Origin of the sequence: Actinoplanes sp. GCM10030250 (assembly GCF_042666575.1) — a bacterium.
In the GTDB taxonomy this organism is placed as follows: domain Bacteria; phylum Actinomycetota; class Actinomycetes; order Mycobacteriales; family Micromonosporaceae; genus Actinoplanes.
The window spans coordinates 22,598-40,320 of the sequence record NZ_JBHTDO010000053.1 but is presented as its reverse complement, the minus strand read 5'-3'; the positions used below and the strand labels follow the sequence as shown (position 1 = coordinate 40,320).

Genomic DNA, 17,723 nt, shown 5'->3' with positions numbered 1-17,723 from the left:
CACGTGGCCGGAGTTCACAACCTGACCCAGGTCGAGGCTGCGGAGCGTGGCCGATTGCTCGAGGTGACCGGGTATGACATCACGCTTGACCTGACCGACGGGCACGGCAATCCCGGCTCCGACACGTTCCGGTCCACCACGGTGATCACCTTCCGGTGCAGCGAGCCGGGCGCTACGACCTTCGTCGAGGCTGCCGCCGCGACGATCCGCTCGGCGACCCTCAACGGCGCGCCGGTCGACCTCGGTGCCTGGTCCGCCGAGAACGGCCTGCCGCTGTCCGGGCTCGCCGCCGAGAACACGCTCGTCGTCGACGGCGACTTCAAGTACTCCGCGAGCGGCCAGGGGTTGCAGCGCAGCCCCGACCCGGTCGACAAGGAGGTCTACCTCTACAGCCAGTTCGAGACCGCGGACGCGCAGCGCACCTACGCGTGTTTCGACCAGCCCGACCTGAAGAGCGTTTTCACGTGGCGTGCCACGGTGCCGGCGCACTGGAAGGTCGTGTCCAACATGCCCGTGGACACCGAGGAGGCGGCCGGACCCGGCGCCAAGAAGGTCCACTTCGCCACGTCCGCCCGGATGAGCACCTACATCACGGCGATCTGCGCGGGGCCGTACCACGAGGTCCGCGACTCGCACGACGGCATCGAGCTGGGCGTCTTCTGCCGTGCCTCGATGGCGCGCTACCTCGACGCCGACGATCTCTTCCAGATCACCAAGCAGGGCTTCGACTTCTTCCACGAGCAGTTCGGGGTGCGTTACCCGCTGCCGAAGTACGACCAGCTCTGGGTTCCGGACTTCAACGCCGGCGCGATGGAGAACTTCGGCTGCGTGACCCACGCCGAGTCGCACTACATCTTCCGCTCGCAGGTCACCGACTACGAGTACGAGCAGCGGGCCAACACGATCCTGCACGAGCTGGCGCACATGTGGTTCGGTGACCTGGTCACCATGCGCTGGTGGAACGACCTGTGGCTGAACGAGTCGTTCGCCGAGTGGGCCAGCCACTGGTGCAACACGCACGCCACCCGGTTCACCGACGCCTGGTCGACGTTCCTGTCCATCCGCAAGTCCTGGGGCTACCGGCAGGACCAGCTCTCTTCCACCCATCCGGTCTACTGCGAGATGCCGGACCTGGAAGCGGTCGAGGTCAACTTCGACGGCATCACGTACGCCAAGGGCGCCAGCGTCATCAAGCAGCTGGTCGCCTACGTGGGGCTGGACCCGTTCCTCACCGGCCTGCGGGCGTATTTCGCCAAGCACGCCTGGGGCAACGCCACCTTCGACGACCTGCTCACCGAGCTGGAGACGGCGTCCGGCCGCGAGCTGCGCAAGTTCGCCGCGCAGTGGCTGGAGACGGCTCAGGTCAACACGCTGCGCCCGATCGTCGAGCTGGACGCCGAGGGGCGTTACACGAGTGTCGTCGTGAGCCAGGAGGCGCCGGCCGACTACCCGACCCTGCGGACGCACCGGATCGGCATCGGCCTGTACGACCTGGACGGCGACCGCCTGGTCCGGCGCGAGCTGATCGAGGCGGACGTGGCCGGCGAGCGTACGGCGATCCCGGCCCTGACCGGGGTGAAGGCACCGGACGTCCTGCTGCTCAACGACGAGGACCTGACCTACGCGAAGCTGCGCCTCGACGAGCGCTCGCTCGGCACCCTGGTGCACCACATCGCCGGATTCGAGTCCTCGCTGCCCCGGGCACTGTGCTGGGCCGCGGCCTGGGACATGCTGCGGGACGCCGAGATGGCGGCCCGCGACTACGTGGCCCTGGTCGTCTCCGGGCTGCCGGCCGAGACCGACGTCAACCTGAGCACGGCCACGCTGCGGCAGGCGGCCATGGCGCTGAACAGCTTCGCCGACCCGGCGTGGGCCCCGACCGGCTGGGGAATGCTCGCCGACCTGGCCCGGTCGCAGGTCGCGGCCGCCGAGCCGGGCAGCGGCTGGCAGCTCACCTGGGCACGGTCGTTCATCACCGCCTCGCGGACCGCTGAGCAGGCGGTCGAGCTGCGCGGCTGGCTGAGTGGGGAGTCCCGGCCGGAGGGCCTGGTGGTCGACACCGAGCTGCGGTGGAGCCTGCTCCAGGCGCTCGCCGCGCTGGGTGCCGCCACCGACGAGGAGATCGAGGCCGAGCTCGCGTCGGACCGTACCGCCAGCGGTGAGCGGGAGGCGGCGATCGCCCGGGCGCTGCTGCCCACGCCGGCCAACAAGGCGCGGGTCTGGGCCGAGCTGACCGGTCCGCAGGCGCCGCCGAACTGGCTGAACCGGTCACTGCTCCAGGGCTTCCAGAGCACCCGGCAGGTGGCGCTCACGGAGCCGTACGCCGAAAAGTTCTTCGACGTTGTGGGTGAGGTGTGGGCCCGATCGGACAGTGAGCCCGCGCAGGAGTTCGCCACCCTGGCCTACCCGGCTTTCCAGATCAGCGAGGAGACCGTGGCGCTCACCGACGCCTGGTTGAAGCGCAACGGTCAGCCGGCGTCGCTGCGCCGCCTGGTGGCGGAGGGGCGTGACGGGATCCTGCGGGCTCTCAAGGCCCGGGAGACGGATCGCTCGGCAGGCTGACACGCCCGGCGACTGAGGTCCCCGCTCCGGTCCACCGGAGTGGGGACCTTTCGCATTGTCCGGAATTGCCGTTGCGTAACACGTCTGGAACAACACTGTGTGAGTAGTCTGGCACTCCGCGGTGATGGAGGTGGCCCGTGACCATGCTGAGCCAGGGTGCCCCGGTGCGGTGGAGCGCACCGGAGGGCCGGTGGACCGAACCCGATCTGCACCTGTTCCCGCAGGACGGGCACCGGTACGAGATCGTCGACGGCAGCCTGCACGTCAGCCCGCCGATGGACGAGGCGCACGACGCCCTCGTCGAGGCGGTGGTGAGCACCCTGCGAGCGGCCGCACCGCCCGGCTGGTGGGTGTGCGCCCGGCTCGGCATCGAGATCGGCGACAGCAACCTGGTCCCCGACGTCACCGTCCTGCGCCCGCACTCGTCCGGCGCGATCTGGGTGGACCCGGCCGACGTGGCGCTGGTGGTGGAGGTCGAGTCCGCCGAGACCCGGCGTTACGACCGCCTGCTCAAGCCCGCGCTGTACGCCGGGGCCGGCATCCCCGCCTACTGGCGGGTGGAGCCGGGCCCGGCGCTGCGTGTGCACACGCTGGACGGCGCGGACTACCGCCCGGCGGGCGGCGTCGAGGGCACCGCGCAGGCGAAGCTCGACGCTCCCTACCCGGTGCGGATCACGCCTGCCCTCTGGGGCTAGTTCCGGCCCGCGTGGGTGGCCAGCTGGTCGATGCCGATCAGCAGGCCGCCGGCCAGGTCGCCGCCGGTGAACGAGGCCGCCATCGACAGCCCGGCGAGCTTCGCGTCGCGATCCGAGATCCGCTTGCGCGCCTCGGAGCCGGTGACGATCTCCAGCTGGCGCTGGCTCGGCGAGACCGCGACCAGGATCGCGCGCTGGTGGCCGCTGATCCGGCGGTGCAGCTCCTCGGCGCTGGCCCGGACGGGTTCCTCCAGGTCACCGAGGTAGATGCTGAAGGTGAGGCCGGTCACCTGGTCGGCGATCCGGAGCGCCTCGTCGAGGCGGAGCAGCTGACGGGTCGTGAAGGGACCGTCGGCGGACTGCTCCAGCTGGGCGATCTCACCACTTGTCACTTGCGCCTCCTGTCGGGCCGGGCCGGACCGGAGCGCCGGAACTGTCCTCGATGACCAGCCCGTGCTGTCCGTCCGCCGCCGCGATGGCACGCTCCGGCGTGGCGGCGAACCACATCGGCGGGAAGTCGTAGGGCCGGCCGGGCCGGTAACGGCGTGCCTGCTTACTCCGGTCGGAGCTGCCGAGCACGAGCGCAGCGACCGCACCGATGACGGCGGCCGGAATGATCACAAAGACCAGGACGGTGCTGATGACTGACAACTGAACGCCCCCAGGCGCCGGTGATCCTCTTGATTCTGAACAACAATCACGGTAGCGGAGCGCGTGTCGTCCCGGAGCGTCGGGTCTCGAACCGGGGTCTCACGCCGTCGGGATCTACGCGGAATGTGCTCGGAGGTGCGAAAATCACCCTCACGCGCCGTCCGTGTCTTTTCGGCCGCGGACGGCAGGAGGGGGATTCCATGCGCATGTCCGTCCCGGCCGCTGCCGCGGTGCTGGTCGCGGGTCTGGCCGTACCTCTTGCACCAGCCCTGTGGAACACCCCGGCCGCGCACGCCGCAGCGGCCGTCTTCGTCGAGCTCAACCCGAGCACCGTGCCCGCCGGGGACGATCTCGCGCTGCGCGCGTCCTGCGACGACAACCTGGAACCGGCGACGGTCACCTCGGAGCCGATCGGATCGGTCATCGTGCAGCCGGAGTTCGGGTTCCTCACCGCGAACGCGGAGGTCCCGGCGTCGACCGAGGCCGGCGACTACCCGGTCACCCTGAAATGCCCCGACGGGCGGACCGCGACGAGCACGCTGCACGTGCTGGCGAAGGTCGAACCCACCCGCGGGCCGGCCACCGGCGGCGGTGGCACCGCTCAGGACGCCACCGCGCCGATCCTGATCGGCTCCGGGATGGCGACGATCGCGGCCGGGGCGGTCCTCGGCGTTCTGGCCCTGCGTCGCCGGCGTCACGGCTGAGGCCGCGGTGACCAGCGGATCCGGCCGGGTGCCGAAGGCCGTTCAGCACAAGCGACCGGCCCAGGTGATCACCGCCCCGCCGCCCGGGGTGGTGACGGGCCCGTTGCCGCCCACGCCGCCCGTACAGGGTCGTTCGCCCTTTCGGGTCCCCCGTCCCCGCGGTGGGGTGAAACCCCGGCCCCGGCGCGGGCGCCGGGCCGGGCCGATCGGCGCGATCGCCCTGGTGCTGCTGTTTCTCGGTCTGTTCGTGGTGGGCATGGGCCTCGGCGCCGCCACCGGCTTCGACCTCGGTGACCTCTTCCGCGGGCCGGACAAGCCGCCGCCCCGCTCCTTCCCGGTGCTCGAACCGAGCCGCCCGGAACGGCTGGAGATCCCCTCCATCGGGGTGTCCGCGCCGATCCTCGAGGTGGGGCGGGCGAACGACGGCTCGATCGACGTGCCACCGCTGAAACGGCACAACGAGGCCGGCTGGTTCGACGGCGGGCCCACCCCGGGACAGTTCGGCCCGGCGCTGATCGTGGGGCACGCGGACACGCGTACCGGGCCGTCGGTCTTCCACGAGCTGAACGAGCTGAAGCCCGGGCAGGAGATCGAGGTGGCGCGCGAGGACGGCTCGGTGGCCGTCTTCGAGGTGAACACCGTGGAGAAGTTCGACAAGGATCAGCTGCCGATGGATCGGGTCTACGGCGATTACAGCCGGCCGTCGCTGCGGCTGATGACGTGCGGCGGGAAGTGGCTGGGCGGCCGCGAGGGGTACGCCGACAACATCATCGTCTTCGCCTCCCTGGTCGACTCCCGGGAGGTGTGAGAGGCGCCCCCCAAAAGCCGGCGACGAGGCGGCGGCGAGGCGTGAAAAAGGCGGCGCACGCCGCCTTGGCGTTACGCCGCCTCGACCTCGACCGGAGCCGGCAGATCGAGCCAGTCCCTCCAGCGGGGATCCGGTGTGCGGTGGCCGAGCACCCGCCAGGCCACACCGCGCGGTGCGGCAGGCGGGGAGTGCAGCCGCCAGCCCAGCTCGGCCGGGGTCTTGTCGCCCTTGCTGTGGTTGCACTTGGCACAGGCGGCCACCACATTCTCCCAGGCGTGCAGACCACCACGGCTGCGCGGGAAGACGTGATCGATGGTCTCGGCGGAGCCGCGGCAGTAGGCGCAGCGGCCGCCGTCACGGGCGAAGATGGCCCGGCGGGAGAGACCGACGTGCGTCCGGTACGGAACCTTCACATACCTGGTGAGGCGGACCACCGAGGGAACGGGGAGGGTCTGGTGCGCACTGTGCAGCATGCCGTCGCCGTCGGAGACGCACTCCGCCTTGGCAGTCAGCAGGAGGATGGTCGCCCGACGCACCGATACGACGCACAGCGGCTCGTAGGTAGCGTTCAGCACTAACGCGGAAGAGCCCACTGTGGGTCGTATGTCAGGCATCGCGATCACCCTTCCGGTGGCTGTTGCTGCTAACCGCTCCCATAGCCCATACGTGTGTGATGCGCGCCTCGCTACCGAAGCCCGTGCGGTAATAGTCCCTGATGAATAACCAAATTGCGAGCACAATCTGTGGCCACGCGGTAAACGTCTGAGGTCTTGCCCCACCCCGACCCGGTAGCTTGACTACCCGTGTTTCCTCTCGCTTCTACCGTCCCGAACCCCAAGCCCAGCAGCACCGTGGATGTCTTCCAGACGCCGGTGATCTCCGAGTCGTGCAACTCGGACGTGCTGTGCAGCCGGATCCTCGAGTGGACCGACAACCAGTGGCTGGCGTCGAGCAGTTACGTGGTGATCATCAAGCCGCTCCGGATAATCGGGATCATCGTGGTCGCGATGCTGATCCGGTGGCTGCTGCACCGGGCCATCGACCGGCTGGCTCAGAGCGGCTCACGCGCCGCGATGCCCGCGCTGCTGCGGCCGCTCAAGGAGAAAGTGGCGGCCACCGCCGAGGAGGGCCAGTTCATCCCGGAGCGCCGCCGCCAGCGGGCGGAGGCGATCGGCTCGGTGCTGCGCAGCTTCGTCAGCGCGGTGATCTTCACGATGGCCGGCCTGCTGGTCCTCGGTGAGCTCGGCTTCAACCTGGGACCGCTGCTGGCCAGCGCCGGCATCGTCGGCGTCGCTATCGGTTTCGGCGCGCAGAGCCTGGTCAAGGACTTGATAGCCGGTCTGTTCATGCTCCTGGAGGACCAGTACGGCGTCGGCGACACGGTCGACCTGGGCGAGGCCACCGGCGTGGTGGAGAGTGTCGGCCTGCGGATCACCACGGTCCGCGACGCGCGCGGTGTCCTCTGGTACATCCGCAACGGCGAGATCGTCCGGGTCGGCAACAAGAGCCAGGGCTGGGCCATGGTGGTGATCGACATCCCGATCGGTTTCGTCAACGCCGAGGAGGCGGTCGGTGTGCTCAAGGCGGCGGCCGAGGCGGTCGCGTCCGAGCCGGAGCACCAGACCGAGTTCCTCGAGCCGCCGGACGTGGTCGGCGTCGAGCAGCTGACGGTCGACGGCGCGGTCATTCGTACGATCGCGAAGACCACCGCGGACAGCCAGCCGATCGTCCAGCGGGAGTTGCGCCGTGCTCTGACCGAGGCGCTCGACGCCTCGGGCATCTCGGAGCGGATCGCCGCGTCGCGGCTCGGACCGCGCAGCGCCATCCCGCCGGCCTGGTTCACCGGGCCGCAGGATTCCTCATCTTCGATGGGTGACCAGCGCCCGGGTGGCGCTACCTGACCTGCGCCTACGCCACGAACGAGGTTTTCACCCTAGACCAAATGGCCGATTTTTACCCCAACTGCCCTAGCGAGGACTCGGACGATCGGGCAGAATCCGCTACAAGATTCTGTGTATAGCGCGCCGTCGCCGGCCCTTGGCGATCGTCGACAGCGATGGAGGGCTCGGTGTCCGAACACCCCGCACGGCCGGGTGATACGGCCGACGTGGTCACGCAACGTGAAGATCCAGTTACATTCAGGGACATCTTCGGGTTGCGTGAGTACCGGGCGCTCTATCTCTCGACAGTCGTCAACTGGATCGGTGACTACCTCTCGAGGGCCGCGGTCACCGTCCTGGTCTACCAGCAGAGCAACTCGGTGCTGCTCTCCGCCGCGTCCTTCGCCATCGGGTATGTGCCGTGGCTGTTCGGGCCGCTGCTCGCCACGCTCGCCGATCGGTACCCGTACCGGCGAGTGATGATCGTCGCGGACCTGTGCCGGATGGTCCTGGTCGCGCTCCTGCTGGTGCCGGACATGCCCATCCCGGTGATGCTGACGCTGCTCTTCCTCTCCGGCATGGGCGCGCCGCCGACGCAGGCGGCCCGCTCGGCGCTGCTGCCGCTGGTGGTCGGCCGCAACCGGCTGACCCTCGCGCTTGCCACCACACAGACCACCTCACAGGCCGCCCAGGTGGTCGGCTACCTGACCGGTGCCGCGGTCGCCGTGGCGCTCACCCCCCAGGTGGCCCTCGGCATCGACGCCCTCACCTTCGCCCTCTCGGCGGCGATCATCGCGTTCGGGGTGCGGCGCCGGCCGGCGGCCGACAGCCGGCCGGAGGAGCACCACCTCGTACGCGAGACCGCCGAAGGCTTCCGGATGGTGTTCGGCCGCCCCGCCCTGCGCTCGATCACCATCGTCGTCTACACGATCACCGTGTTCGCCATCGTCCCGGAGGGCCTGGCCGCCGCATGGGCCGCCGAGGGGACCCGCGACCCCACCGTCCTGGGCCTCGACCAGGGCATGATCATGGCGGCCGGCCCGCTCGGCTTCGTGATCGGCGGGGTCCTGTTCAACCGGCTCGTGCCGGAGAGCCGCCGGGCTCGGCTGATCCCGGCCCTGGCGGTCATCACCCCGCTGGCCCTGACCCCGTCGCTGGCCGGGCCACCGGCACCCGTTGTCGCGCTGCTGGTGCTGATCTCCGGCCTGTCCACCGGCTCGCTGATGCCGACCCTGAACGCGACGTTCGCGCTGGCCCTGCCGCACGGCTACCGGGCCCGCGCGTTCGGCGTGGTCAACAGCGGAGTCCAGCTCAGCCAGTTCGGCGGTGTGATGCTCACCGGGCTGCTCGCCGAAGTGTTCTGGCTGCCGCTGGTGGTGGGTGTCTGGAGCATCGCCGGCACGATCGCGATGGGACTGCTCGCGGCGGTCTGGCCCAGCCCGGCGACGTTCACCGCGGCGGTGGCGGAGGCACAGGCTCAGGACGCCGAGGCGGCTGCGGCGGCCGCGGCGCAGCGCACCCCGACGAGCGTCACACCCGAACGCTCGTAACGCCTGGCAGGATGGAACGGTGAGTGCACCCGTACCGGATGAGGCCAGCTTCTTCGTCGCCGTCGGCGGCGAACCCACGTTCCGCCGCCTCGTGGCCAAGTTCTACGAGGGTGTCGCCGGAGACCCCCTGCTGCGCCCGATGTACCCGGAGGAGGACCTCGGGCCCGCCGAGGACCGGTTCGCGCTGTTCCTGATGCAGTACTGGGGCGGCCCGAACACCTACTCGGCCAGCCGCGGGCATCCCCGGCTGCGGATGCGGCACGCGCCGTTCCGGGTCGACCCGGCCGCCCGCGACGCCTGGCTGCACCACATGCGGGTCGCTGTGGACTCGCTCGGCCTGCCCGAGCCGCACCACTCCGCCCTCTGGGACTATCTGGAGCGTGCGGCCTATTTCATGGTGAACACCATGGATTCCGCGGAGCCCGCGCACTGACCGGAATGTCATCCTGGAGTGTCGCGCCCGGCGGTGGCTCGTTGATCGGATTGTCACTCACAATCCCGGGAGAGCCGTTTCATGCGTCGTCGCCTGCTCGCTGCCGCCGCCACCGCGGTCGTCGCCGTCCCGGCGCTGGTTTCAGCGCCGCCGGCGGTCGCTGACCGTGCCCACTCGGCGGTGGTGTCCGCCAATCCGGTCGACTTCACCCCACACGTGCTGGACGGAACGGTCTGGGCGCTGGCGCTGGTCGGCGACACCGTCGTGGTCGCCGGCGCCTTCACCAAGGTCGCCGACAGCAGCCGGCGGCAGACCCTGGCCCGCAAGAACATCTTCGCGTTCGGCCTGCGGGACGGTGCGATCCGTACCTTCGCACCGCAGGTCGACGGCGCGATCTACTCGCTCGCGGCCGGGCCCGACCACTCGGTCTACGTCGGTGGCGCCTTCAAGAGCGTCAACGGTGTCGCGCAGCGCTCGCTGACCCGGCTCTCGGTGAGCAGCGGTGAGCGGGTCGGCTCGTTCCGGGCCTCGGCGAACTGGGGCGACATCCGGGCACTGGCGGTCCGCGGCGAACGGCTCTACGCCGGTGGCACGTTCTCGGCGATCAACGGGGTGCAGCGGGTCGGCCTGGCCCGGCTCAACGCGAACACCGGCGCTGTCGACCAGGGTTTCGACCCCCGTCTTGCCGGCCCGGGATTGAAGCGCACCCGCGTCGAGCACTTCGACGTATCACCCGACGGGCGCAAGCTGGTTGCCGTCGGCGCCTTCCTGCGGTCGGGCGGCAGCGACCGTACGCAGATCGCGCTCTTCGACGTCGGAGGCCCCGGTGCGGCGCTGACCAACTGGTACACCGACGCGTACAAGCCGATGTGCATGAACGGCTTCGACACCTACCTGCGGCAGGTCAAGTTCTCGCCGGACGCGTCGTACATCGTGGTCGCCGCGACCGGCCGGGCGTCGTCGGCGCAGAAGCTGTGCGACTCGGCGGCCCGGTTCGAGACCCGCGGCATCGGGCGGCACAACCCGACATGGGTGCAGCGTACGGGCGGCGACTCCCTGTACGCGGTCGCGATCACCGGACCGGCCGTCTACCTCGGCGGGCACCAGCGCTGGTTCGACAACCCGTACGGCACCGACGGCAACGGCCCGGGGCCCGGCGCTGTTGCACGCCCGGGCATCGGCGCGGTGAGCCCGAGCACGGGCAAGGCGCTGCCGTGGAACCCGACCCGCTCCCGGGGCGTCGGCGTCCGCGCGTTCCTCACCGTCCCCGAGGGCCTGCTCGTCGGCTCCGACACCGACCAGCTCGGCCGCGAATACCACGGCCGCGTAGGCATGTTCCCCCTGAGCTGACAAGCCAACGGCTCCGATTCGCCAGGCCGGCGAATCGGAGCCTGCTACAACAGAGCTCCTTCGTCGTGGAGCCAATCCACGAACGAGGTGGCGACGGCCGCGCCGCAGTCGAGCATCTCGACCAGCAGCGGGTCGTGCGCACCCGCGGCGAGGGGCACCTGCAGCTCCGCGTATATCGGGAGCTGCCCCCGCTCGGTGGGATCACCCACATACGCCTTGCAGAACCGCCGGGTGTGGTTCCACTCGTTGACCACGCGGTACGCACGGTCGGCCCAATCAGGCGGGACCGTCGCGTGCGGACGGGCCCGCATCACCAGGATCTCGTCGTCCGGGCCCTCGAGCGTGAACAGGACGGCATGCCGCTCCCACATCGCCAGGAGGCTGCCGCCACCGTCGGCGAGGAAACGGATGTCGAGCAGGTCCAGCGCTTTGCCGATGCGCGCCAGCGACACCACGGAAACCGTTTCGCATGATCCGGTCGAGGACAGTTCGGACGGAACTCCGGTACGGCCCGGCTCCCGCTGGGCCGGGACACCGACGCGGACGGTGCTCTGCACCGCAACCTCGCCACCAGTATCCGGCTCGTCACCCGCGGCCGATCCCGGACGCCATGACCACCACGGCATCGTGTGCACCTCACTCCCCAACAGACCCCCTGCCGGACGTTGCGGGGGATCCGAGGGCCGACGGTACCCGTACAGCCGGTGAAGGTCATCCCCCCAACCGGAGGGCGGGACCAGAAGAACGATATGGCGTCACCCTTTCGGGTGACTCGGCATCGGCATAACGGTCAATTTATGCACGCTCTGTCGCCACGCTACTCCATATGGTGCAGAAATTCCCACCCAGCTCCCGGCGACGCGAACTCTCGCCTCAGCGGCCTCGGTGTCTTTCGGGCCCAGAAAACCCATCCGCGCGACCGCCTGAACGAGGCGCTGAGAGATCTGGACGGGCGCACCGCCCTCCGGCGTGACAACGAGCGCGACGTGATCAAGAAGCGCGTCGCGCACAGCGCGCTGACCGACGGCCCGCCCGGACACACCGCCGGCCGAGATCTCCCGGAGGGTCCCGGCCGCCGCTGTCGCGAGCCGGGCGAGTTCCGCACCGGAGATCGACTCGACGGCCCGGCTGGCAACCGGCGGCAACGGCCAGCGCCACTGCGTGTCCCGCCGTTCCGGCAGGCTCTCCCCGCCGGCGGCGAGCACCGCGAGCAGCTCTCCCGCCGAGACCGTGGCGTCACCCGGCCCCGCACCGGCCACCTCACGGGTGACCAGCACGTCCCAGGGCAGCTGGGCCCACAGCGCGGTCCGCCCGCCCGACGACCGCAACCGCACCGGAGCCGCCGGATCCAACCTGGTCAACCGGGCCAGGAAGGCGCCTGCGTCGGGAACACCCAGCAGGCCGTGCGAACTCATGACCGAACCTCGGTGTACGGCGCCAAGAACTTCTTCTCCGCCTCGGACAACCGCCGGGGATGGCCCTTGACCAGGTTGTACGGCACACAGACCGACTTCGCCCGGCTGGCCAGCACACCGTCGTCGAAGAGATCGTAGGAGACGGTGAACGAGGCCGCCCGCAGCTGTGAGACCCACATCTCGACGCGCACCGGATCACCGAAGTCGATCGGCCGCAGATAGTCGATCTCGTGGCGGGCGATCACGATGCCCTCCTCGAAGGAGCCGAGCCCGTGCTGCTTGGCGCCGACGAAGAACATCGCCACCCGCGCCTCCTCGTACAGCGTGAGGAAGCGGGCGTTGTTGACATGCCCGTACGCGTCCATGTCGGACCAGCGCACGGGCACGTCGTAGATGAATCGATCAGTCACGGGTGAGCTTGCGGTAGGTGACCCGGTGCGGGCGGGCGGCCTCAGCCCCGAGACGGTCGATCTTGTTCTTCTCGTACGCGTCGAAGTTGCCCTCGAACCAGAACCACTTGTCCGGCTGCTCCTCGGTGCCCTCCCAGGCCAGCATGTGCGTGGCGACCCGGTCCAGGAACATCCGGTCGTGGGAGATGACCACGGCGCAGCCGGGGAACTCGAGCAGGGCGTTCTCCAGGCTGGAGAGCGTCTCGACGTCGAGGTCGTTCGTCGGCTCGTCGAGCAGGATCACGTTGCCGCCGATCTTCAGCGTCATCGCGAGGTTGAGCCGGTTGCGCTCACCGCCGGAGAGGACCTTCGTCGGCTTCTGCTGGTCCGGTCCCTTGAAGCCGAACGCCGCCACGTAGGCCCGCGACGGCATCTCGACCTTGCCGACCATCATGTGATCGAGCCCGTCGGAGACGACCTCCCACACCGTCTTGGTGGGGTCGAGGCCGGCCCGGCTCTGGTCGACGTACGACAGCTTGACCGTCTCGCCGACCCGCACCGATCCGGAATCCGGCTGCTCCAGGCCCACGATGGTCTTGAACAGCGTGGTCTTGCCGACGCCGTTCGGGCCGATGATGCCGACGATGCCGTTGCGCGGCAGCGAGAACGACAGGTTGTTGATCAGCACCCGCCCGTCGAAGCCCTTGACCAGGTCGTTGCTCTCGATGACGGTGCTGCCCAGACGGGGACCCGGCGGGATCTGGATCTCCTCGAAGTCCAGCTTGCGGGTCTTCTCCGCCTCGGCGGCCATCTCCTCGTAGCGGTCGAGGCGGGACTTGCTCTTGGTCTGGCGCGCCTTGGCGTTCGACCGCACCCACTCGAGCTCCTCGGAGAGGCGCTTCTTCATCTTGGCGTCCTTGCGGCCCTCGACCGAGAGACGGGCCGCCTTCTTCTCCAGGTACGTGGAGTAGTTGCCCTCGTAGCCGATCGCCCGGCCGCGGTCCAGCTCGAGGATCCAGCCGGCCACGTTGTCCAGGAAGTACCGGTCGTGGGTGATCGCCAGGACGGTGCCCGCGTACTTGGCCAGGTGCTGCTCCAGCCAGTGCACGCTCTCGGCGTCCAGGTGGTTGGTGGGCTCGTCGAGCAGCAGCAGGTCGGGCGCCTCGAGCAGCAGCTTGCAGAGCGCGACCCGGCGGCGCTCACCACCGGAGAGCTGGGTGACGTCGGCGTCCGGCGGCGGGCACCGCAGTGCGTCCATCGCCAGCTCCAGCTTGGAGTCGATGTCCCACGCGTCGGCGTGGTCGAGCTCCTCCTGCAGCTTGCCCATCTCTTCCATCAGCTCGTCGGAGTAGTCGGTGGCCATCTGCTCGGCGATCTTGTTGAACCGCTCCAGCTGGGCCTTGGTCTCCGCGACCGCCTCCTCGATGTTGCCGAGGACGGTCTTCGTTTCGTTGAGCGGCGGCTCCTGCGCGAGCATGCCGACGGAGTAGCCGGGCATGAGCCGGGCCTCGCCGTTGCTCGGAATGTCGAGCCCGGCCATGATCCGCAACAGGCTGGACTTACCCGCGCCGTTCGGGCCGACCACACCGATCTTGGCGCCTGGCAGGAAGCTCAGCGTCACATTGTCGAGCACGACCTTGTCGCCGTGCGCCTTGCGCGCCTTTTCCAGGACGTAGATGTACTGGGCCACGGTGTGCCCTACCTCCGAGATCGTGGTTGTCAGTCGTCAGTCCGCTCATGGGCGGTGGGTGGGGCGGTTGGATGGCGGTGCCGGAATCAAAGGACAATCTTTCCAGGTGCCGTCACCGTACGAACACCAACCCCGGTGCGCTTACTCCCCGGCGACCTTCTGCTCCTCCTGAGTGCCGTCCGAGTACGTGATCAGCAGCCGCTCGTGGTTCACCGAGAAGACGTTGCCGTCCCACGCCTCGACCGCGTAGCCCTCGTCGCCCTCGGGCCAGGCGTTGCTGAGGAACAGAGCGGTCTTCCCCTCTTCCCACTTGGCATCCGTACCGCCCTTGTTGGCGTGGTAGAAGAGCTGACCCGCCCGGTCCTGGCAGATCCAGACCACTGTCTTGCGGACCGTACGCACCTCCAGCACCTCCCGCAGCTCGCCGCTGGCGCCGTGCTCCGCGCCCATCCGCTGGGTCTGCTTCGGGCAGAGCGGGCCGTTGACCAGGCCGAGCGTGGGCGTCGGCGCCGGATCGGGCTGCTCACCGGAACGATGTTGAGCCAGCAGATAGCCGCCGACCATGCCGATGATCGTGAGCAGCGCGGTGGCGATCACCACAGGGAAGAACAAAGGCCGCCGCTGCTGGGGATGATCATCGAGGGGGGTCACCGGCTCAGGATGGCACCCGCGCCCCAGCCGGTCCATCACGGTTCTCCACCAGCCAGGACTGACCGGGGGAAAGCAGGGAAGAACACCCTTACCGGTTCCGGACCGGAGGGCAATGAGAAAGCGAGAGCTTACGCAAAGTAAGCTCGCGTTGGGAACAGAAACCACTCGGAGGTGTACTCAGCGTGGCCCAACGAAGTTCCTTCGTCGTCGTCGCCAACCGTCTACCCGTGGACGAAGTGACGACGCCGGATGGTGAGAAACAGTGGCGTCCCAGTCCTGGAGGCCTCGTCACGGCGTTGCACCCGGTCCTGACGGAGCACCGCGGTACCTGGATCGGCTGGGCGGGCGGCGACGGTGCCGCGCCCGAGCCGTTCGAGCTCGAGGGCATCCACATCCACCCGGTTCCACTCAGCGGCGAGGAGCTGGAGCGCTACTACGAGGGCCAGTCCAACGCCACGATCTGGCCGCTCTACCACGACGCGGTCGAGACACCTGTCTACAAGCGGCGCTGGCGTGAGACGTACCGGGTGGTCAACCACCGGTTCGCCCAGGCCGCCGCGGAGGTCGCCGCCGAGGGAGCCACCGTCTGGGTGCAGGACTACCAGCTGCAACTCGTGCCGTCGATGCTCCGGGAGATGCGCCCGGACCTGCGGATCGGGTTCTTCCTGCACATCCCGTTCCCGCCCATCGAGCTGTTCATGCAGATGCCGTTCCGCGCCGAGATCCTGCGCGGGCTGCTCGGCGCCGACCTGGTCGGCTTCCAGCAGAGGCTCGCCGCGCAGAACTTCGTCCGGCTCGCGCGGCACCTGCTTGGCCTGCGTTACGAGGGCCAGTCGATCCAGGTCGACGGGCGCAAGGTGAAAGCCGGCGCGTTCCCGATCAGCATCGACACCGCCGACATGGAACGGCTCGCCGCCGACCCGTCGGTGCAGGCCCGCGCCAAGCAGATCCGCGCCGAGCTGGGTGACCCGGAGACGGTGATCCTCGGCGTCGACCGCCTCGACTACACCAAGGGTATCGAGCTGCGCCTCAAGGCGTTCCGCGAGCTGCTCGCCGACGGCAAGCTGAAGGTCGGCGACGCGGTGATGGTGCAGGTCGCCACGCCCAGCCGGGAGCGGGTCGAGCACTACCAGACCCTGCGGGTGAAGGTGGAGCGCGAGGTCGGCCGGATCAACGGCGAGTTCGGCAAGGTCGGCACGCCGGCCGTGCACTACCTGCATCAGTCGGTCAGCAAGCAGGAGCTCGCCGCGATGTATGCGGCGGCCGACGTGATGATGGTGACCCCGCTGCGCGACGGCATGAACCTGGTCGCCAAGGAGTACATCGCCTGCCGCGGCGACACCGGGGGCGCGCTGGTGCTCAGCGAGTTCGCCGGGGCCGCCACCGAGCTGCGCCAGGCGTTCCTCTGCAACCCGCACGACCCGGACGGCGTCAAGGAGTCGCTGCTGCGGGCTGTCGGGACAGAGAAACCCGAGCTCCGCCGCCGCATGCGCGTCATGCAGCGGCACCTGCGAACCCACGATGTCGCACGGTGGGCCCGCACGTTCCTCGATGAGCTGGGCGTCGACGACACCGACGACGACAAACCCACCGAGGACTGACAAACCCCACTTTCGGCGCCGGGCCATCTTTGGCCCGGCGCCGTTCTTCGGGTACGGGCGAAAGCCTTCTTCCGGCACGCCGAGCAAAGCCCCCGCCCTCGTGACACGCCGGCCCCGGCTCCGCCAGCCGGGCGCACTCGTCAGCCGGCCGCCGGGGTGAACTCGTCGGCCACCGTCACCACGTCGCCGATCACGACGACGGCCGGCGGGCGGATACCCGCCGTCGCCACGTCCGCGGCCACCGCGCCCAGGGTGCTTCGCAGCGACCGCTGATGCGCCGTCGAGCCCTCCTGCACCACCGCCACCGGCGTCTCACCGGATCTGCCCTCGGCGATCAGGCGCTCGGCGATGACCGCCAGGTTCTTCAGCCCCATCAGCACCACGAGCGTCCCCCGCAGCCGGGCCAGCGCGGCCCAGTCGACGAGCGAGTCCTGGTGATCCGGCGGGATGTGCCCGGAGACCACGGTGAACTCGTGCGCCACCCCGCGGTGGGTGACCGGGATACCGGCGAGCGCGGGCGCCGCGATCGAGCTGGTCACCCCGGGTACCACCAGCACCGGGATGCCGGCCCGGGTGCAGGCCTGTGCCTCCTCGCCGCCGCGGCCGAAGACGAAGTTGTCGCCGCCCTTGAACCGGACCACGAACTTTCCCTGCGACGCCCGGTCCACCAGGATCCGGTTGATCTCCTCCTGGGCGGCCGACGGCCCGTACGGGATCTTGGCGGCGTCGATCAGCTCGACCTCGGGCCGCAGTTCCCCGAGGAGCATCCCGGGGACAAGCCGGTCGGCGACCACCACGTCAGCGGCGGCCAGCAGGCGGCGCCCCTTGACCGTGATCAGCTCCGGATCGCCGGGGCCGCCACCGACCAGGGCCACGCCCTTGAACTCCGGTGAGGCCGGCGGCGAGGCTTCGAGGGCGTTCGCCACCAGATCCCGGACCGCCATCGCACGGCGGCGGTCGCCACCGTCGGTCACCGCCACGGTCACCTGGCCGTGGCGGGTGACGGCCGGAGTCCACGCTGTCGCAGCGTCGCGGTCGTCCGCCCGTACGCAAAAAACGCGCTCCGCCTCGGCCGCCTCACTCACCTGGGCCGCCGCCTGCGGATCGTCGACAGCGACGTGCACCAGCCACGCACCCGCCACATCGCCCGGTGCGAAGCGCCGCGGCGTCCAGACCGCCCGCCCGGCGTCGACGTGCGCCCGCAGCGCCGGGGTCAGCTCCGGCGAAACGATCTCCACCTGTGCACCGGCCGCGATCAGCGCCGGAACCCGGCGGGTGGCCACCGAACCGCCGCCGACCACCAGGACACGGCGCCCGGAGAGCCGCAATGCCATCGGATAGAGG

General features: G+C 69.7%; 18 protein-coding genes. 9 read left to right on the top strand and 9 right to left on the bottom strand.

Features of this window, described 5'->3' with window-relative positions; all coding sequences use genetic code 11:
• The first annotated feature begins 3 nt into the window (after window positions 1-3).
• Together pepN and ACFQV6_RS40905 are read left to right on the top strand one after the other, a co-directional pair.
• A complete protein-coding gene (gene pepN / locus ACFQV6_RS40910) occupies window positions 4-2,562 on the top strand; it encodes an aminopeptidase N (RefSeq protein WP_378033106.1) in 2,559 nt (852 codons plus the stop codon).
• A gap of 143 nt (window positions 2,563-2,705) precedes the next feature.
• Window positions 2,706-3,257 carry a Uma2 family endonuclease gene (locus ACFQV6_RS40905; protein ID WP_378033132.1) on the top strand — a complete coding sequence of 184 codons (552 nt, stop codon included), beginning with the start codon at window positions 2,706-2,708 and terminating at the stop codon, window positions 3,255-3,257.
• Here the strand turns inward: ACFQV6_RS40905 and ACFQV6_RS40900 are convergent.
• Together ACFQV6_RS40900 and ACFQV6_RS40895 are read right to left on the bottom strand one after the other, a co-directional pair.
• The gene (locus ACFQV6_RS40900) at window positions 3,254-3,649 is read right to left on the bottom strand and encodes a DUF5130 family protein (RefSeq protein ID WP_378033105.1); all 396 of its coding nucleotides are present in this window, start codon (window positions 3,647-3,649) and stop codon (window positions 3,254-3,256) included. The genes ACFQV6_RS40905 and ACFQV6_RS40900 overlap by 4 nt on opposite strands.
• Window positions 3,636-3,908 (bottom strand): hypothetical protein, encoded by a 273-nt coding sequence (locus ACFQV6_RS40895; protein WP_378033104.1) that lies wholly within the window; start codon window positions 3,906-3,908, stop codon window positions 3,636-3,638. Before ACFQV6_RS40895 ends, ACFQV6_RS40900 begins: the two co-directional genes overlap by 14 nt.
• A gap of 200 nt (window positions 3,909-4,108) precedes the next feature.
• Between ACFQV6_RS40895 and ACFQV6_RS40890 the strand changes: the two genes are divergently transcribed.
• Entirely contained in the window at window positions 4,109-4,612 is a 504-nt protein-coding gene (locus ACFQV6_RS40890) for a hypothetical protein (protein ID WP_378033103.1), read from the top strand.
• Window positions 4,613-4,778: 166 nt separating this feature from the next.
• On the top strand, window positions 4,779-5,420 hold the full coding sequence (locus ACFQV6_RS40885) for a class F sortase (RefSeq protein WP_378033102.1): 642 nt from the start codon (window positions 4,779-4,781) through the stop codon (window positions 5,418-5,420).
• Between the two features lie 71 nt (window positions 5,421-5,491).
• Here the strand turns inward: ACFQV6_RS40885 and ACFQV6_RS40880 are convergent, their stop codons facing one another.
• Window positions 5,492-6,034: an HNH endonuclease gene (locus tag ACFQV6_RS40880; protein WP_378033101.1), complete on the bottom strand. Its 543-nt coding sequence runs from the start codon at window positions 6,032-6,034 to the stop codon at window positions 5,492-5,494.
• Window positions 6,035-6,223: 189 nt separating this feature from the next.
• On the opposite strand from ACFQV6_RS40880, the gene ACFQV6_RS40875 reads away from it, so the two are divergent.
• From ACFQV6_RS40875 to ACFQV6_RS40860, 4 genes are all read left to right on the top strand, one after another.
• Complete coding sequence (locus ACFQV6_RS40875; RefSeq protein ID WP_378033100.1) at window positions 6,224-7,321, top strand: mechanosensitive ion channel family protein; 1,098 nt, start codon at window positions 6,224-6,226, stop codon at window positions 7,319-7,321.
• A 254-nt stretch (window positions 7,322-7,575) separates the two neighbouring features.
• Window positions 7,576-8,850 (top strand): MFS transporter, encoded by a 1,275-nt coding sequence (locus ACFQV6_RS40870; RefSeq protein ID WP_378033099.1) that lies wholly within the window; start codon window positions 7,576-7,578, stop codon window positions 8,848-8,850.
• Between the two features lie 19 nt (window positions 8,851-8,869).
• Window positions 8,870-9,283 (top strand): globin, encoded by a 414-nt coding sequence (locus ACFQV6_RS40865; protein WP_378033098.1) that lies wholly within the window; start codon window positions 8,870-8,872, stop codon window positions 9,281-9,283.
• Window positions 9,284-9,364: 81 nt separating this feature from the next.
• Entirely contained in the window at window positions 9,365-10,633 is a 1,269-nt protein-coding gene (locus ACFQV6_RS40860) for a delta-60 repeat domain-containing protein (RefSeq protein WP_378033097.1), read from the top strand.
• A 44-nt stretch (window positions 10,634-10,677) separates the two neighbouring features.
• On the opposite strand, the gene ACFQV6_RS40855 is transcribed toward ACFQV6_RS40860, so the two are convergent.
• The 5 genes from ACFQV6_RS40855 to ACFQV6_RS40835 all read right to left on the bottom strand — a co-directional run bounded on the left by ACFQV6_RS40855 (window position 10,678) and on the right by ACFQV6_RS40835 (window position 14,778).
• On the bottom strand, window positions 10,678-11,259 hold the full coding sequence (locus ACFQV6_RS40855; RefSeq protein WP_378033096.1) for a YbjN domain-containing protein: 582 nt from the start codon (window positions 11,257-11,259) through the stop codon (window positions 10,678-10,680).
• Window positions 11,260-11,388: 129 nt separating this feature from the next.
• Window positions 11,389-12,048 carry a hypothetical protein gene (locus ACFQV6_RS40850; RefSeq protein ID WP_378033095.1) on the bottom strand — a complete coding sequence of 220 codons (660 nt, stop codon included), beginning with the start codon at window positions 12,046-12,048 and terminating at the stop codon, window positions 11,389-11,391.
• On the bottom strand, window positions 12,045-12,458 hold the full coding sequence (locus tag ACFQV6_RS40845; protein ID WP_378033094.1) for an acyl-CoA thioesterase: 414 nt from the start codon (window positions 12,456-12,458) through the stop codon (window positions 12,045-12,047). Before ACFQV6_RS40845 ends, ACFQV6_RS40850 begins: the two co-directional genes overlap by 4 nt.
• The gene (ettA, locus tag ACFQV6_RS40840) at window positions 12,451-14,127 is read right to left on the bottom strand and encodes an energy-dependent translational throttle protein EttA (protein WP_378033093.1); all 1,677 of its coding nucleotides are present in this window, start codon (window positions 14,125-14,127) and stop codon (window positions 12,451-12,453) included. The genes ACFQV6_RS40845 and ettA overlap by 8 nt, the downstream gene beginning before the upstream one ends.
• A gap of 141 nt (window positions 14,128-14,268) precedes the next feature.
• A complete protein-coding gene (locus ACFQV6_RS40835) occupies window positions 14,269-14,778 on the bottom strand; it encodes a hypothetical protein (RefSeq protein ID WP_378033092.1) in 510 nt (169 codons plus the stop codon).
• Between the two features lie 182 nt (window positions 14,779-14,960).
• On the opposite strand from ACFQV6_RS40835, the gene ACFQV6_RS40830 reads away from it, so the two are divergent.
• Window positions 14,961-16,379 (top strand): trehalose-6-phosphate synthase, encoded by a 1,419-nt coding sequence (locus tag ACFQV6_RS40830; protein ID WP_378033091.1) that lies wholly within the window; start codon window positions 14,961-14,963, stop codon window positions 16,377-16,379.
• Window positions 16,380-16,519: 140 nt separating this feature from the next.
• Here ACFQV6_RS40830 and cobA read toward each other — a convergent pair whose 3' ends face one another.
• Entirely contained in the window at window positions 16,520-17,713 is a 1,194-nt protein-coding gene (cobA, locus tag ACFQV6_RS40825; RefSeq protein WP_378033131.1) for a uroporphyrinogen-III C-methyltransferase, read from the bottom strand.
• Window positions 17,714-17,723: the final 10 nt, after the last annotated feature.

Bases quoted from the DNA above. Each gene is read 5' to 3' on its own strand.
- ACFQV6_RS40855 (WP_378033096.1), bottom strand. From the start codon at position 11,259: ATGCCGTGGTGGTCATGGCGTCCGGGATCGGCCGCGGGTGACGAGCCG.
- ACFQV6_RS40890 (WP_378033103.1), top strand. From the start codon at position 4,109: ATGCGCATGTCCGTCCCGGCCGCTGCCGCGGTGCTGGTCGCGGGTCTG.
- ACFQV6_RS40860 (WP_378033097.1), top strand. From the start codon at position 9,365: ATGCGTCGTCGCCTGCTCGCTGCCGCCGCCACCGCGGTCGTCGCCGTC.
- cobA (WP_378033131.1), bottom strand. From the start codon at position 17,713: ATGGCATTGCGGCTCTCCGGGCGCCGTGTCCTGGTGGTCGGCGGCGGT.
- ACFQV6_RS40880 (WP_378033101.1), bottom strand. From the start codon at position 6,034: ATGCCTGACATACGACCCACAGTGGGCTCTTCCGCGTTAGTGCTGAAC.
- ACFQV6_RS40905 (WP_378033132.1), top strand. From the start codon at position 2,706: ATGCTGAGCCAGGGTGCCCCGGTGCGGTGGAGCGCACCGGAGGGCCGG.
- ACFQV6_RS40850 (WP_378033095.1), bottom strand. From the start codon at position 12,048: ATGAGTTCGCACGGCCTGCTGGGTGTTCCCGACGCAGGCGCCTTCCTG.